Below are 14,487 nucleotides of genomic sequence, written 5' to 3'. Positions count from 1 at the left end.
CGTCCAAACGTCCGCCTGCTGTCGTGGCCGGCGGGCTGGTTCGCAGCGTTATCGCCGGTAAACCCAGAGTGACGTGCCACCAGCGTGACGCAGGGGTTGAGGTACCGCAACTCGCGCGGCCGTTCAGCCGCCGTGGCGGGCGGCCCGGCGCACGGCCTCGATGAACCGGCGTGCCGCGGGCGGCCCCGCCTCGCCCGGCGCGGGGTCGTGCTCACCGAGGGTGAGCAGGTACCGCTTGCCGTTGAGGTCTGCCAGGGCCCGGTCGTCCGGGGCGAACCAGGGCTTGGAGGCGCGCACCGCCTGGACCGGCGCGCTGTCGATCTCACTGCCGTAGCTGGTGAGCAACTCCACCCTGCCGTCGCTGATCCGGACCTGTCCGGCGCGGGTCAGTGAACGCATCCGCTTCCCGATCCGCACACCCGTGGCCGTGAACTCCGGCTCCGCCATCCTTCGCCGCCCCCTTGCGCGTCGATCGCCGGACCCGATCCCCTTCGGGTCGCTCCGGCCCTTGGTGCTGTGTGCTTCCGTGTGATCCCAGTGTGCGCTCGCGTGCGGGACCTGGGCCGTGCCACCGGGACAACCGGGTGCCGGACGACAGGGCCCGTCCCGTCGGTGCAGTCTGCCCGGGTGCGGCGCCGAGCACCAGTGCGCGAGGGGGCGTGTGCGACCGGCGCCCGGAGCATTCGCGCGAATGCGCCCCCTGTGGCCCGCCGCCGCCTCGCACGCGCCTGCCCCACGGTGTCTTGGGGTGGCCCAAAGATGCGTTTATGCAGGTGGGAAGCAGTGTGAAAGATGCCTATGATCCTGGTGTCGGCCGCGCTGGGCGCCGTCGGCGCGAAGCGTAAGGAGCCCCTCCGTGAGTACCACCCCACAGACCCGGACCGGCGCCACCCTTGACGTCGACCGCAGTGACACCGCCTACCGGGGCTGGCTGAAAGAAGCCGTCCGCAAGGTCCAGGCCGACGCCAACCGCTCGGCCGACACGCACCTGCTGCGCTTTCCGCTGCCTGAGCGGTGGGGCATCGACCTTTACCTGAAGGACGAGTCCACCCACCCGACCGGCAGCCTCAAGCACCGGCTGGCCCGTTCCCTGTTCCTCTACGGCCTGTGCAATGGCTGGATCCGGCCGGACCGCCCTGTGATCGAGGCGTCCAGCGGTTCGACGGCCGTCTCCGAGGCGTACTTCGCCAAGCTGATCGGCGTGCCCTTCATCGCGGTGATGCCCCGCACGACGAGCGCCGAGAAGTGCCGTCTCATCGAGTTCCACGGCGGACGGTGCCACTTCGTGGACGACTCGCGGAAGATGTACGAGGAGTCCGCCCGCCTGGCGGTGGAGACCGGCGGCCACTACATGGACCAGTTCACCTACGCCGAACGGGCCACGGACTGGCGCGGCAACAACAACATCGCCGAATCCATCTTCCGGCAGCTGGAGTTGGAGCGGTTCCCGCAACCGGCCTGGATCGTCGCCACCGCGGGCACGGGCGGCACCTCCGCGACGCTCGCACGCTACGTCCACTACATGCAATATGACACCCGCATTTGTGTAGCCGATCCGGAGAACTCGTGTTTCTTCGACGGGTGGACCACCGGCGATCCGGACGTCACCTGCGACTGCGGCTCGCGCATCGAGGGCATCGGCCGCCCGCGTATGGAACCCAGTTTCGTACCCGGTGCGATCGACCGGATGATGAAGGTCCCGGACGCCGCCGGCATCGCCGCCGTGCGGGCCCTGGAGCGGGTCATCGGCCGCAAGGCGGGCGGCTCGACCGGCACCGGCCTGTGGAGCGCCCTGAAGATCGTCTCCGAGATGGCGGCCGAGGGGCGCACGGGCAGCGTCGTCACCCTGCTGTGCGATCCGGGCGACCGCTACCTCGACAAGTACTACTCCGACGTCTGGCTCGCGGAGCAGGGCCTGGACATCACGCCGTACACCTCGGCGATCGAGTCACTGCTGCTGACGGGGGTGTGGACGGGCTGACCCGGGCCCTCCGCCTTCACCGTGCCCCCCCCCGCACCGGCGGACCGACCGGGCCTGACACCCCTAGACCGCCAGCCGCCGGTCCAGTTCGGTGATCGCGTCGTGGAAGGCGTGGCCCACTCCCGGGCGGGCGAGAGACCACAGGAGGCGGAACGGGGCGGTTCCGTCGAGGGCGAAGGTCATCCGTACCCGGGTCCCGGTGCCGGCCGGGGTGAGCCGCCACTCCTCGGCCCAGGCCCGGGCGCCCGGGACGTTCGTCACGTCGACGCGGTAGGCGTACAGCTCCGGTGCCCGGGCCGCGAGCACCGTCTCCTCGAAGCGGGCACCGCCCCGCAGCCGGACCTTCCGTCCGCGCTCGGTCGGCCGGGCGGACGTCACGGCGGAGAACCACTCCGCCCAGCCGGGCACGTCCTCGGCGAGCGCGCGGAAGACCGAGCCGGGCGTTGCGGAGATCTCCCGTGCGAAGACCAGGCGCACGGGGGCGGTCACGGTGAAGTCGGTCCCCACCGGGCGCAGACGGTGAACCATGAGCGACGGACCCCCTCGGAAGTGACCGGAGTGCACGATCTGCCGACGCGACAACCTAGCTGACGGTCAGTCAGCTGTCTCTGCCTCCGGTGCTCCCGCCGGTCAGAAGTCCTCCGCGGCCTCGCCGGGCTCACCCGCCACCACCAGCCGCCGCAGATGCTCGGCGATCTCCGCCCGGGCCCCGGCGGGCAGGCCCGCGTCGGTCACCAGCGTGTCGACCTGCTCCAGCGCGGCGAACGAGCTCAGGCCCACCGTCCCCCACTTGGTGTGGTCGGCGACCACCACCACGCGCCGCGCGGACTGCACCAGCCGCCGGTTGGTCTCCGCCTCCGCCAGGTTCGGCGTCGACAGCCCGGCCTCGACCGATATGCCGTGCACGCCCAGGAACAGCAGGTCGAAGTGGAGGGCCGCGATCGCCTGGTCGGCGACCGGTCCCACCAGCGAGTCGGACGGGGTGCGCACCCCGCCGGTCAGGACCACCGCGGCGGCGCCCTGCCGTTGCCCCGAGGAGCGCTGCGCCGCGTGGAAGACGTCCGCGACCCGGACCGAGTTCGTCACCACGGTCAGGTCGGGCACCTCGACCAGGTGGTGTGCCAGTGCGTAGGTGGTCGTACCACCCGAGAGCGCGATCGCCGTGCCGGGGGTGACCAGCTGGGCGGCGGCCCGCGCGATGTCCTCCTTGGCGGTCAGCTCCAGACCCGACTTCGCCTCGAAGCCGGGCTCGTGGGTGCTGGCCTCCACCACCGGCACCGCACCGCCGTGCACCTTCTCCAGCACGCCCTGGCGGGCCAGCGCGTCCAGGTCGCGACGCACCGTCATGTCCGACACGCCGAGCTTGCGGGTCAGTTCGTTGACCCGTACGCCGCCACGGCGCCGGACCTCGTCGAGGATCAGGGCGCGCCGCTGCTCCGCGAGGAGGTTCTGATTCTCGCTCACGTACGCTCCGGTCCTTTCGCGTCAGCCGTTCGTCACGCCTTCGCACCTGCTCCGACCAGGACGTTCCTTCCGTCCCCGATGCGCGGGCGTCCCATCTTGTCACGGCGGGGCACCGGCGGCGCCACTACCCGCACCGGCGCGCACATGTCATTCGGACATCATGCCCACCGCCGTCGCCCCCACGTAAGAGGGAGATTCCCCCAGAAGTGGTGTACATCACAGTGCAAGCGGTGATCCTGGTACATGCACGGACACCAGCCGTCGGCGCGTCACGGGGGAAGTGCGAACAGTGGAACGTGCACGGGAACGCGCTGCCGCCGCCGGGACGAACGATCTCGCCGCACGGCAGGAGAACGCCGGTGCCGCCCTGGAACTCCTGGTCCACGGAGTCGGAGGCACCACACCCGCCAAGATGCTCGGCGATCCGCGCACGGTACGGGTCACCGGCGACGACACGGCGGCCGTCTTCCGGCGCGCGGAGGACGTCGACGCCGAGGACCCCGGCGCCGCCCGGAGACCCGGCGGCCCCGGGCAGGGTCCCGTGCCGGAGGCGTACGTCTGGTGCAACCTCACCTCCGGGAACGGCACCCGGGCCCTGTGGCTGCTGCTGCTCCCCTTCATGATCGTCAATCTCGCGCACTGGATGCGCCCCGCCGCTCCCGGCCGGACCCGCGCGGTGCGCCTCTACGAGCTGCTGGTGCGGCTCGCCGGGCTCACCCTGACCGTGCTGCTGGTGGCGGCGGCCTGCGAGGTCGCCCTCGACCTGGTGGCCTGGCAGTGCGCCGGCGCCGGACCCTGCGCCCGGCGGCACACCTGGCTGGGCTTCCTCTCACCGGCTCTCTCCGGCGACGGCTGGTGGAGCCGGCCCGGACGACGGCTCGCCGTGGCCGCCCTGGTCCCCACCGCCCTCACCGCCCTGCTCTGGTACCTCTCGCACCGCACCTGGAGCGCGTACGAGTCGCAGAAGCCACTCGACCGTGCGCCAGGAGCCGACGAGGAGACCGGCCACACCTCGCTGGGCCGCCCCGGCTTCTGGTACGGGCGCCGCCTGGTGGCACGGCTGCGCGCCGCACACACCGCCGCGGGCCTGCTGACGGTCGCCGCGGCGGTGCTGGTCCCGGCGGCACGCTTCGACCACCGGCCCGGCGGGCCCGCCGGGCCGGAGGTGATGGGACGGTCGCTGGCCGTGGCGCTGCTCGTCTGGGCGGTCGCCGCGGTCGCCGTGGTCTGCCGTCGGGGCCGCAGCGAGCACCGCCTCGACCAGGAACTCGACGAGCACCTGGTACGGCGCCTGCCGCTCGGGGCCCTGCTCCTGCTCGGCCTCGTCCTGCTCTACACCGGCTGGTCCCGACCGGGCTGGCACTCCGCCGGGCGGCTGCCCGCCGACACCGTGTTCGAGGGCCTCGCCCTGACCCAGGGCCTGCTCGTCGTCGCACTCGGTGGGGTGGCGCACCTGCTGCACCGCACGGCACCTGATCCGCGCGCGGCACTGCGCGGCCTCGGGGGACCTGCGGTCGCGTTGCTCGCCTGCGCACTGGGCGGCGTCGTCTCGGGCGGTGTCGCCGGGCGCGTGGCCGACTGGCTGGACGGCACCGGTACCGCCATCGACGGCCCGCCCGCGCTGCTGACCTGGCAGATGTCCGTGGTCCCGGCACTGCTCCTGGTGCTGTCGGCGTCGGCCGTCCGGCCGGCCCTGCGCACCCGAAGGCTCGCCCGCGCCGAGCGGAGGCGGATCGAGCGCGAGCACCGGGGAGAACCCGAGGATCCGGCGCGCACCCGACGTATCGCACGGGCCCGGGCCACGGCGACCCTCACCGACCGGGCGCCCCTGGCCGTCGGAGTCCTCGCCGCCGCCACCCTGGTGCTGGGCACCGGGGCGCTGGCCGGCGCGGGGGTCACCCACCGGACACCCGGCGACGCCGCACAGCGGGCCCCCGACGTGGTCAGGGCCGCCGCCGAGACCTCGCAGGCGCTGGGCTCCTGGCTGGCCGGCCTCGGCTTCGTACTGTTCGTCACCTGGGGACGGCGTGCCTACAAGGACGTCTCGGCCCGGCGCACCATCGGCATCCTGTGGGACGTCGGCACCTTCTGGCCGCGCGCCGCCCACCCGTTCGCACCGCCCTGCTACGCCGAGCGCGCCGTACCGGACCTGACCTGGCGGATGGTTACCTGGACGGGGCGCACCGGCGGACGCCTGGTGCTGTCCGGGCACTCCCAGGGCAGTGTGCTCGCGGCTGCCGCGGTCTGGCAGCTCACCCCCGCCACCCGGGCGCGGGTCGCCCTGCTCACCTACGGCTCCCCGCTGGAACGCCTGTACGGACGCTGGTTCCCCGCCCACTTCGGCCCGGCCGCACTCGCCGCCCTGCACCGGGAGGTCGCCTGCTGGCGCAACCTCCACCGGCTCACCGACCCCATCGGCGGCCCGATCCGCCTGCCCGGCGACTGCGGCCCCGCCGTGGACCACACTCCGCTCGCCGATCCCCTGGCATACGGGCGCACCGCCGAGCACCCACTGCCCGCACCCCTGCTCGGCCACTCCGACTACCAGGCCGACCCGGTCTTCGCCGAGGAACGGGCACGCCTGCTGGCCCGGCTGAGCCCCGGCGTACCGGGCCCGCGGCACACGCACGGCGGGCCTCAGGGCAGCTCGGGCAGATCCTCGGCGTAGAGCAGGGTCAGATCGTCGGTGGTCGGCTCCGGGAGCTGGGCCACCCGGCTCGCGTGCCGCTCCACCATGGCCTCGAAGGTCTGCCGCGCCGTACGGCCGTTGCCGAACGCCGGGCCTTTCGGGATGGCGGTGAAGTACTTCAGCAGGGCCTCCGTCGCGCCCGGCCCCAGCCGGTACTCGTGCTCGTCGGCCTGCTGCTCCACGATCCGCAGCAGCTCGTCCGGGCCGTAGTCGCCGAAGGTGATCGTCCGTGAGAAGCGGGACGCGACCCCGGGGTTGACGGAAAGGAAGCGCTCCATCTCCGCGGTGTAACCGGCGACGATCACCACCACCGCGTCCCGGTGGTCCTCCATCAGTTTCACCAGGGTGTCGATGGCCTCCTTGCCGAAGTCCCGGCCGGCGTCCTCGGGCGACAGGGCGTACGCCTCGTCGATGAACAGCACACCGCCACGGGCCCGTTGGAAGGCCTCCTGGGTGCGGATCGCGGTCGAGCCGATGTGCTCGCCGACCAGATCGACCCGTGACACCTCGACGAGGTGGCCCTTCTCCAGCACCCCGAGGGAGGCGAGGATCTCGCCGTAGAGCCGGGCGACCGTCGTCTTGCCGGTGCCGGGGGACCCGGTGAAGACGAGGTGGCGCTTGACGGACGCCGCCTTCAGACCGGCCTGCTGCCGCCGCCGGCCCACCTCGATCATGTCGGTCAGTGCGCGGACCTCGCGCTTGACGCTGTCCAGGCCGACCAGCGCGTCCAGTTCGCCCAGCACGGCCTTGGAGGTGCGGGCCGGCTGCTCCGGCCCGACGGGAGCGGCCGACGGCGCCGGCGGGTCACCGGCCCGCTGCTCGGGCAGCAGGCCCAGCAGGCCGGGGGACTGGCTCGCCGTCTGCACGGCCGGCTCCCCTGCCGCGGGCGGTCTGAGACCCGCGCTCTCGTCGCTGGTGCAGTCCTCCACGACCGGACCGCTGCCGGGCGGGGCGTCCGGCCCGCCGTCCGCGAACTCGTAGCCGCCGCGCGCGCACCGCTCGGTGCGGCACTTCTTCAGCGTCGTACGGCAGCCGTCGATGACATGGAAGCCGTACCCGCCGCTGCCGGTGACCCGGCAGCCGAGGAAGCTGCCCCGGCCCCCGGCCGACACGTAGAAGCCGGCCTCCGCGGGCGAGTCGACCGTGCAGCGTTCGATGACGGGGTCGGCGCCCTTGGTGACGATCACGCCCGTCTGGGTGCCGTCCAGGGTGCAGTTGTTGAGTGTGCCGCCGCTGCCGTGGTCGCGGAACCAGGCACCGGTCGCCGCCTCCCGGATCCGGCAGTCGTCGAGCTGCGCGGTCGCTCCGTCGCTCACCGACACGGCCGTGTTGCGCACCTGGGACAGGTCGCTGTCGACCACGTCCGCGCGCGAGCCACGGTCCAGCACGAACAGCGCGTCCGGCACGTCGTGCACCCGGCAGGAGTCGAGCACCACGGTGGCGCCGTCGCTCACCCACACCGCCGGATAGTCACCCGTGCTGTCGAAGATCTCGCACTGGTTGGCATCCACCCGGGTCCCCGGGTCCCACACGGACAGGCCGTTGCGCCCGAACTGACGCACCGTCGTCCGGGTCAGCGTCAGCACCGAACGGGAGCGCAGGTCGACCGCGTTCTCCGGGATGTCGTGGATGCGGCAGTCGGCCAGTGTCACGACGGCGTCCGTGTCGAGCGTGACGCCGTCCGCCGTGGTGCGGTGGACATCGCAGTCGCTCAGGTGCGCGGTGGCCCGTGCGGTGACCTGCACACCCGAGCCCCGGACCTCGTACACCTCGCAGCCGACCGCCTCCAGCGCGGAGTTGTCGCCCGTCACGGTCAGACCCGGACCCGAGGCGTGGTGCACCCGGCAGCGCTCCAGCCGGGGGTGTCCGCCGTCACGGACCGCCACGCCCGACTGGCCGGCGGCGACCACCTCGCACTCCTCGAACACCCCGCCCCCGCCGTCCAGTACGGCGATGCCGACACCTGCCGGATTGTCGACGGTGCAGCGGCGCACGGTGGGCCGGGCGCCGCCGCGCACCTCGATCCCCGAGGCGGACCGGGTGACGACCCGTACATCCATCAGCTCCGGCGTGCCCTCCTCGACGAGCAGCGCGGGGGAGGCCGCGTCCTGGCCCTCGACGTGCAGGTCCCGCACCACCGCGGAGGCCCGCAGGGTCAACGGCACACCGTCCGGTGGCGCGATGCGCACGGAGCCGGGCGAGCCCTCCGGGCCGCGCAGTGTGACCGACCGCTGGACGACGAGATTCTCCCGGTAGGTGCCGGGGGCGACGGTGAGGACGTCACCGTCGGCCGCGGCCTCCAGGGCGGCGGCGAGCGAAGCGTACTCACCCGTGCGGCGCCGCCACCTCGATGTGCCGGTGTGCGTCACCTGGACCGTGCCCTGTGCCATGGCGTTGCTGTGCCCCCACCTCGTCGTACTGATGGCTCGTTCGCCTGCGGGGCGCTGCGGCCCCTCTGGTGCCGCGGCGCCGGCTTGCTCGCGCGGGTCGATGCCGAATGTGTCAGCCGGTCCACCGTAGCGTGCGGGCGGGCAGTGGGTTGACCACAGTCGGAAGGCCGTCAGCTGCCGGTGCCGGCCTTGCCCCAGTCCGGGCCCGTCCGGTCCCAGGCCTGGTCCCAGCACGCGTACCGGCGGCGGACCATGCGCCACAGGACCAGGCGTCTGCCGCCCTCGACCGCTCCCGCGGCCAGCATCGCCGCGCCCAGCCCGGCGAGTACGGCGTGCGTGGTCGCCGTCGCCGAGTCGAGGGGGCGCGTCACCAGGTGCCCGTGCCGGTCCGTCCAGAGCCGGAAGTGCTCGCCGGTGTGCGGGGACTTGAGGGGCGCCAGGACCGTCTCGTGCTGCCGGGTGCCGTCCGGGGCCGTCCAGGCGGCCACGACCCGGGTGCGTATGTCGTGCGCCGTGGTGTCCGGTTCGGGATCCAGCGGTGCACGGTCCAGCTTTCGCGTCACCGTGGCCGTCACCAGGTGACGGGACTCGTGCTGGGCGCGGGCGGACCGTTGCAGCGCGTCCTGTGCCACGGAGCCGACGAGCGAGCCGACCACGGGCGCGGCCACCACGATCAGCAGCAGGGCGACGAGGGCCACCCAGGCCTCGACCAGATCGGTCGTGCGACGCAGTGGATTCTTCCGCCAGCGCCAGAGTCCGCTGATTACCCGCACCGTCCCACACCCCCTTCCCGCTCCGTGACAGACCCCCGCGGAGCCGTGCACCCGCGGACCCGGTCGAAGAGAGGTCAACGCGACCTCTGGCGGCGACCGGGACCGTTCATGAACTTCTCATGTCCCCCAACGCCCCGGGCCGGCCCTTCGGTTCCCGTCGGGCGCTCCGGTCTCGCGGAAGCCGGGTCCGTCACTCCAGGATCCGCACCGGGTCACCCGCCCGGATGATGCCGGAGGACCGGGGCACCAGGTTCTGGCCGAAGACGAGCGCGCTGCCGAACCGGCGGTGGCGCGCCAGGGTGCGCAGGGGCTCCCGGCCGCGCTCGGCGGTCTCCTGGTCGGTCGTGGTCACCACGCACCGCCCGCTCGGCTTGGCGACCCGGAAGACCACCTCGCCGATGGCGATGCGCGACCAGTCGTCCTCGGCCCAGGCCTCCGTGCCGGCCACCACGACGTTCGGCCGGAAGCGGTTCATGGGCAGCGGCCCCTCATGGGGATGCTCGCCCTGCGCTATCAGGGCGTTGAGGGCGTCCAGGGAGCCGGTGGTGGCGACCAGCAGCGGAAAGCCGTCCGCGAAGCTCACCGTTTCACCCGGGAGGGCGTAGTCCGGATCCACCGGACGGCGGGTGGCCGGGGCGTCCATGTGGACGAGGCGGACCGAGGACCCGAGGAACCCGGAGCACCAGGCGTCCGCGGCCTCCTCGGCCGGTACGGCCTCCACCTTGGTGCCGAAGATGTTCACCGTGACCGTGCCCACCGGCCGTGGCACAGGCACGGTGAGGGGCGTCCGGCCGGGTGCGGACAGACGAACGCCGCCACCGGGAACGAGCTCGGCGGCGGCAAGCGCGAGGCGCGGCTGTTCGCGCTGTGTGACGACCTTTCCCCCGTCGTCGACCAGCACCCAGCGCCGGTCTCCGGCCAGCCCCCAGGGCTCCACCAGCGCCTCCCGGGGCGAGAAGCCCCGGAACGCCTTGACCGGATGAATGTGGATCGACTGCAGTGCGGCATTCCCCATGACGTCATGGTGCCAGCCGGCACCGACAACCGGGGCTCGCCGTCAGTAACCCCGGTACTGCTGGTTGTTGTACGGCTCCTGGTACGGAGCGGCCTGCCGCGGGGCTGCCGGGCGCATCGCCTCGTAACCGGTGCCCTGCGCCATGGGCCGGGGCTGCTGCGGCTGCGCGCCGGGGTAGCCGCGCGGCGCGGTGGCCTGCTGCGGGATGTACGCCGTGGGCGCCTGCTGCAGCGGAGCCGGCTGCTGCGCCTGCGGATAGCCGTAGGCGGGGGCCTGCTGGGACGGGCCCGAGGGAAGTGCGGGGAGGGCCGACGGCAGCGCGGGCAGGTGGCTGCCCGAGTCGTACGCGGCGGGGACCCGGATCGGCGCGATCTGCGGGGTGCCCCGCTCGGCGACGAGCGAGTCGTAGATCGGGGTGTCCGGGAAGGAGGCGGAGTAGTAGCCGCCACCATAAGTGGAGCGGGGGGAGGTCATGGCACATAAGTTAAGCCCACGATGTGCTGGTTGGGGAGACCGATAAGAGGGTTGTTTTTCGTGTCGGTGGTGACCCGGCATCCCCAATCCGAGCGAACTCGGCAAAATAGGACGGCACTCGGGGCATCGATCTTGTAAAGAGCGAGTTCCGGGCCCGTTACCGATGGTTGACCTTGATCTTCTCTGCCCTTCATGGTGTTCGCTGTCCCCGCGAATAGGTCGACCGGGCAGGGATGAGCCAGCGATGCCGAGGCCGGGACACGACCCGGCGGTGAACCACGATGGGGGCGGACATGTCAATGCCGAAAGGATCGAATACGCCGGTGCCCACGACGGCCCTGCGTGTCGAATTGGGCTGGCGCCCCGGGCCGGGCGTCCCCGACGTCGATGCCTCGGCGTTGCTCCTCGCGGCCGGAAAGGTCCGTTCCGACGGTGACTTCGTGTTCTACAACCAGTCCGCGCACGCCTCCGGCGCGGTCCGGCACGAGGGCAAGCGGGGCGCCGGGGACCGGGTGACCGACACACTTCTCGTGGACCTCGCGCGCGTGGAGGACGTCATCGAGCGGGTGGTCCTCGCCGCCTCCGCGGACGGCGGCACGTTCGGGCAGGTGCCCGACCTCTACATCGAGGTCCGGGACGCCGGCCGGGACACGGCGGTCGCCCGCTTCGACAGCCCGGGCGCGACCGTGGAGTCGGCCTTCGTCCTCGGGGAGTTCTACCGGCGCCAGGGGGGCTGGAAGTTCCGCGCCGTCGGCCAGGGCTACAGCGACGGACTGGAAGGACTGGCCACGGACTTCGGCATCACGGTGGACGAGCCGCAGCACCCCGCGCGGCCCGCCCCGGCACCCCCGGCCCCGCCTCGCCACCCGACGCCGCCCGCCGCCCCGCCGATGCCCACCGCACCGCCCGCCGCCCCGCCGGTCACCGCGCCACCCCCGCCTGCCCCCGCCACCCGGCCCGTGCGGCTCACCAAGGTCACGCTCACCAAGGCCGCCCCCACCGTCTCCTTGGCCAAGCAGGGCGGAACCTCCGGCGCCATGCGGGTCAACCTCAACTGGCAGACCCGCAAGCAGTTCCCCGGCCGGCGCGGCCCGGCGGACCTCGACCTCGACCTGTGCGCCCTGTACGAACTCGCCGACGGCCGCAAGGGAGTCGTACAGGCCCTCGGGAACGCCTTCGGATCGCTGCACCGGCCGCCGTACATCCACCTCGACGGCGACGACCGCACGGGCGCCGTCACGGCCGGCGAGAACCTCACCATCAACCTCGACCACCAGCGCGACTTCCGGCGCATCCTCGTCTTCGTCACCCTCTACGAGGGCGCCGACTCCTTCGCCGGCCTGCACGCCACGGTCACCCTCCGGCCCCAGCACGGCGCCCCGATCGACTTCTCGCTCGACGAGTGCACGGTCCCCTCGACCGTGTGCGCCCTCGCCCTGATCACCAATACGGGCGGCGACCTGATGGTTCGCCGCGAGGCCCGCTACCTCGTACCGGAGTACGGGGTGAGCCCGCAGCGGACGGTCGACCGCGCCTATGGATGGGGCATGAACTGGACACCCGGCCGGAAATAGCGATCCGGCGTCAGCCCTCGTCCGGCACGGCGTCCGGCCGGGCGTACGTACGGCCCTTCCAGGCCGCGCCGCGCCCCCGGTAGTGCTGTACCGCGGAATCGACCGTCATCAGGAGGTACAGCGCCGCGGTGAAGGGCAGCAGGGGAGCGAGCCACGGCGGCTGCCGGTAGTGGCGCAGCATCGGGAGGTACGTCGCCGTCATCACCAGCCAGGCCGCCGTGCCGGCGACCGCCGCCGCCATGTCCCCCGCCGCCGCGCCCGCCACCGCGGCCGCGGGGGGCACCAGATAGACCAGGACGAGCCCGGCGACCGTACCGAGCAGCAGCAGCGGACTGTGCCGCAGCTGCGCGTACGCGCTGCGCGAGACCATCCGCCACAGGTCGTGCAGCCGCGGGTAGGGGCGCACGCTGTCCACCCGTTCGGCCAGACCCAGCCAGATGTGACCGCCGCCCGCCTTCACCGTGCGCGCCAGGGCCACGTCGTCGATGACGGCGTGCCGGATGGCGTCCGGGATCCGCGCCCGCCCGGCCGTCTCCGCGCGCAGCAGGACACAGCCGCCCGCCGCGGCCGCCGTCCGCGTACCCCGTACACCGATCCGCCGGAACGGATACAGCTGGGCGAAGAAGTAGACGAACGCGGGCACCACCAGCCGCTCCCACAGGCTCTCCACCCGCAGCCGGGCCATCTGGGAGACGACGTCGAAGTGCCCGGTGCGCGCCGCCGCGACCAGCTCGCGCAGGCTGTCCGGCGCGTGCGCGATGTCCGCGTCCGTCAGCAGCAGGTATTCGGGGTCACGCGTGCGTGCCAGGGCGATGCCGTGGCGGACCGCCCAGAGCTTGCCCGTCCAGCCCGGGGGCGGCTCACCGGGGGAGCCGACGGTGAGCGGCAGTCCGCCGTGGCGCCGGGACAGCTCGCGGGCGAGCTCGCCGGTGCCGTCCGAACTGCCGTCGTCGACCAGGAAGACCTCCGCCCGCCCCGGATAGTCCTGCGCCAGCAGCGACGGCAGACTGGCCGGCAGGACCAAGGCCTCGTCGCGGGCCGGTACGACGACACAGACCGGGGGCCACACCTCCGGGTCACGGCGGGGCGGCAGCCGGACGTCCGTGCGCCAGAAGAAACCCTGACACAGCAGCAACCACAGCCAGGCGGCGAGGGATACGAGGGCGGTCCACGCGATGGCGCTCACGCGCGCAGTCTGCCCCACCGGGGCGGCCCCCGAGTGCGCATCGTCTATCGTGGCCGGGTGAAGATCGCGCTCATGGACTCCGGAATCGGGCTGCTGGCGGCCACCGCCGCGGTACGGCGCCTGCGACCCGACGCGGACCTCGTGCTCTCCCTGGACCCGGACGGCATGCCCTGGGGGCCGCGGACCCCCGAGGACGTCACCCGCCGGGCGCTCGCCGTCGCCGAGGCCGCCGCGGCACTCGGGCCCGACGCGCTCATCATCGGCTGCAACACGGCGACCGTGCATGCCCTGCCCGCCCTGCGGCTGCGCCTGGAACCGGACATCCCGGTCATCGGCACGGTCCCGGCGATCAAGCCGGCCGCGGCCGGCGGCGGCCATGTCGCGATCTGGGCGACGCCGGCCACCACGGGCAGCCCGTACCAGCGGGGACTCATCGAGGACTTCGCCGGTGGCGTGCCCGTCACCGAGGTGCCCTGCTGGGGGCTGGCCGAGGCCGTCGAGCACGCGGACGAGGCCGCCATCGACGCCGCGGTGGGCGCGGCCGCCGGGCTCACCCCGGACGACGTGACCACCGTCGTGCTGGGCTGCACCCACTACGAGCTGGTGGCGGAACGTATCCGCGCCGCGGTGCAGCGGCCCGGCGCCGCACCGCTCGTCCTGCACGGCTCCGCCGGGGCGGTGGCCGCCCAGGCACTGCGCCGGATCGGCGCCCGGCCGGCTCCCGGGGCCCCGGCCGAGGGCACGCTGACGGTGCTGCTCAGTGGCCGGGAGGGCGCGCTGCCCGAACCCGCGCTGAACTACGCCGAAGGGCGGCTCCTGCAGACCGCCACCCCGGCTCGCTGACCCGCGACCGCGGGCCGGACGCCCTTGTGAACACCAGCGCCCCTTCTCCCTCGTGCATCCGCGGGCCTCTTCCTCCGCGAGCCCCGGCGGGCCCCGCG

12 protein-coding genes are annotated in these 14,487 nt (G+C 73.2%); 4 read left to right on the top strand and 8 right to left on the bottom strand.

Annotated elements, in window-relative coordinates:
* Nucleotides 1-123 precede the first annotated feature (123 nt).
* Nucleotides 124-447, bottom strand: coding sequence for a hypothetical protein (locus ACWC21_RS38125; protein ID WP_450888930.1), 324 nt, complete (start codon nucleotides 445-447; stop codon nucleotides 124-126).
* Between the two features lie 409 nt (nucleotides 448-856).
* On the opposite strand from ACWC21_RS38125, the gene ACWC21_RS38120 reads away from it, so the two are divergent.
* On the top strand, nucleotides 857-1,981 hold the full coding sequence (locus ACWC21_RS38120) for a PLP-dependent cysteine synthase family protein (RefSeq protein WP_450888929.1): 1,125 nt from the start codon (nucleotides 857-859) through the stop codon (nucleotides 1,979-1,981).
* 63 nt (nucleotides 1,982-2,044) lie between these two features.
* Here ACWC21_RS38120 and ACWC21_RS38115 read toward each other — a convergent pair whose 3' ends face one another.
* Both ACWC21_RS38115 and ACWC21_RS38110 read right to left on the bottom strand, forming a co-directional pair.
* Nucleotides 2,045-2,509 carry an SRPBCC family protein gene (locus tag ACWC21_RS38115; protein ID WP_450888927.1) on the bottom strand — a complete coding sequence of 155 codons (465 nt, stop codon included), beginning with the start codon at nucleotides 2,507-2,509 and terminating at the stop codon, nucleotides 2,045-2,047.
* A gap of 102 nt (nucleotides 2,510-2,611) precedes the next feature.
* The gene (locus ACWC21_RS38110) at nucleotides 2,612-3,445 is read right to left on the bottom strand and encodes a DeoR/GlpR family DNA-binding transcription regulator (protein WP_450888926.1); all 834 of its coding nucleotides are present in this window, start codon (nucleotides 3,443-3,445) and stop codon (nucleotides 2,612-2,614) included.
* A 289-nt stretch (nucleotides 3,446-3,734) separates the two neighbouring features.
* Here ACWC21_RS38110 and ACWC21_RS38105 point away from each other — a divergent pair, with 289 nt between their 5' ends.
* Nucleotides 3,735-6,113, top strand: a complete 2,379-nt coding sequence (locus ACWC21_RS38105) for a hypothetical protein (protein ID WP_450888924.1) — start codon at nucleotides 3,735-3,737, stop codon at nucleotides 6,111-6,113.
* On the opposite strand, the gene ACWC21_RS38100 is transcribed toward ACWC21_RS38105, so the two are convergent.
* From ACWC21_RS38100 to ACWC21_RS38085, 4 genes are all read right to left on the bottom strand, one after another.
* Entirely contained in the window at nucleotides 6,083-8,524 is a 2,442-nt protein-coding gene (locus tag ACWC21_RS38100; protein ID WP_450888922.1) for a right-handed parallel beta-helix repeat-containing protein, read from the bottom strand. The two genes, ACWC21_RS38105 and ACWC21_RS38100, sit on opposite strands and share 31 nt — an antisense overlap.
* Before the next feature lie 170 nt (nucleotides 8,525-8,694).
* Entirely contained in the window at nucleotides 8,695-9,297 is a 603-nt protein-coding gene (locus ACWC21_RS38095) for an Rv1733c family protein (protein WP_450888920.1), read from the bottom strand.
* 190 nt (nucleotides 9,298-9,487) lie between these two features.
* Entirely contained in the window at nucleotides 9,488-10,312 is an 825-nt protein-coding gene (locus tag ACWC21_RS38090) for an MOSC domain-containing protein (RefSeq protein ID WP_450888919.1), read from the bottom strand.
* Between the two features lie 42 nt (nucleotides 10,313-10,354).
* Complete coding sequence (locus ACWC21_RS38085; protein ID WP_450888917.1) at nucleotides 10,355-10,786, bottom strand: DUF6643 family protein; 432 nt, start codon at nucleotides 10,784-10,786, stop codon at nucleotides 10,355-10,357.
* Between the two features lie 299 nt (nucleotides 10,787-11,085).
* On the opposite strand from ACWC21_RS38085, the gene ACWC21_RS38080 reads away from it, so the two are divergent.
* Nucleotides 11,086-12,360: a TerD family protein gene (locus ACWC21_RS38080; RefSeq protein ID WP_450888987.1), complete on the top strand. Its 1,275-nt coding sequence runs from the start codon at nucleotides 11,086-11,088 to the stop codon at nucleotides 12,358-12,360.
* Between the two features lie 10 nt (nucleotides 12,361-12,370).
* Here ACWC21_RS38080 and ACWC21_RS38075 read toward each other — a convergent pair whose 3' ends face one another.
* Nucleotides 12,371-13,564, bottom strand: coding sequence for a glycosyltransferase (locus ACWC21_RS38075; protein ID WP_450888916.1), 1,194 nt, complete (start codon nucleotides 13,562-13,564; stop codon nucleotides 12,371-12,373).
* Nucleotides 13,565-13,603: 39 nt separating this feature from the next.
* On the opposite strand from ACWC21_RS38075, the gene ACWC21_RS38070 reads away from it, so the two are divergent.
* Nucleotides 13,604-14,389, top strand: coding sequence for a glutamate racemase (locus ACWC21_RS38070; RefSeq protein WP_450888915.1), 786 nt, complete (start codon nucleotides 13,604-13,606; stop codon nucleotides 14,387-14,389).
* Nucleotides 14,390-14,487: the final 98 nt, after the last annotated feature.

The organism is Streptomyces sp. NPDC001348, assembly GCF_053597535.1.
Note: the sequence above shows the minus strand (reverse complement) of the source record. Positions and strands in the feature narration are given on the sequence as shown.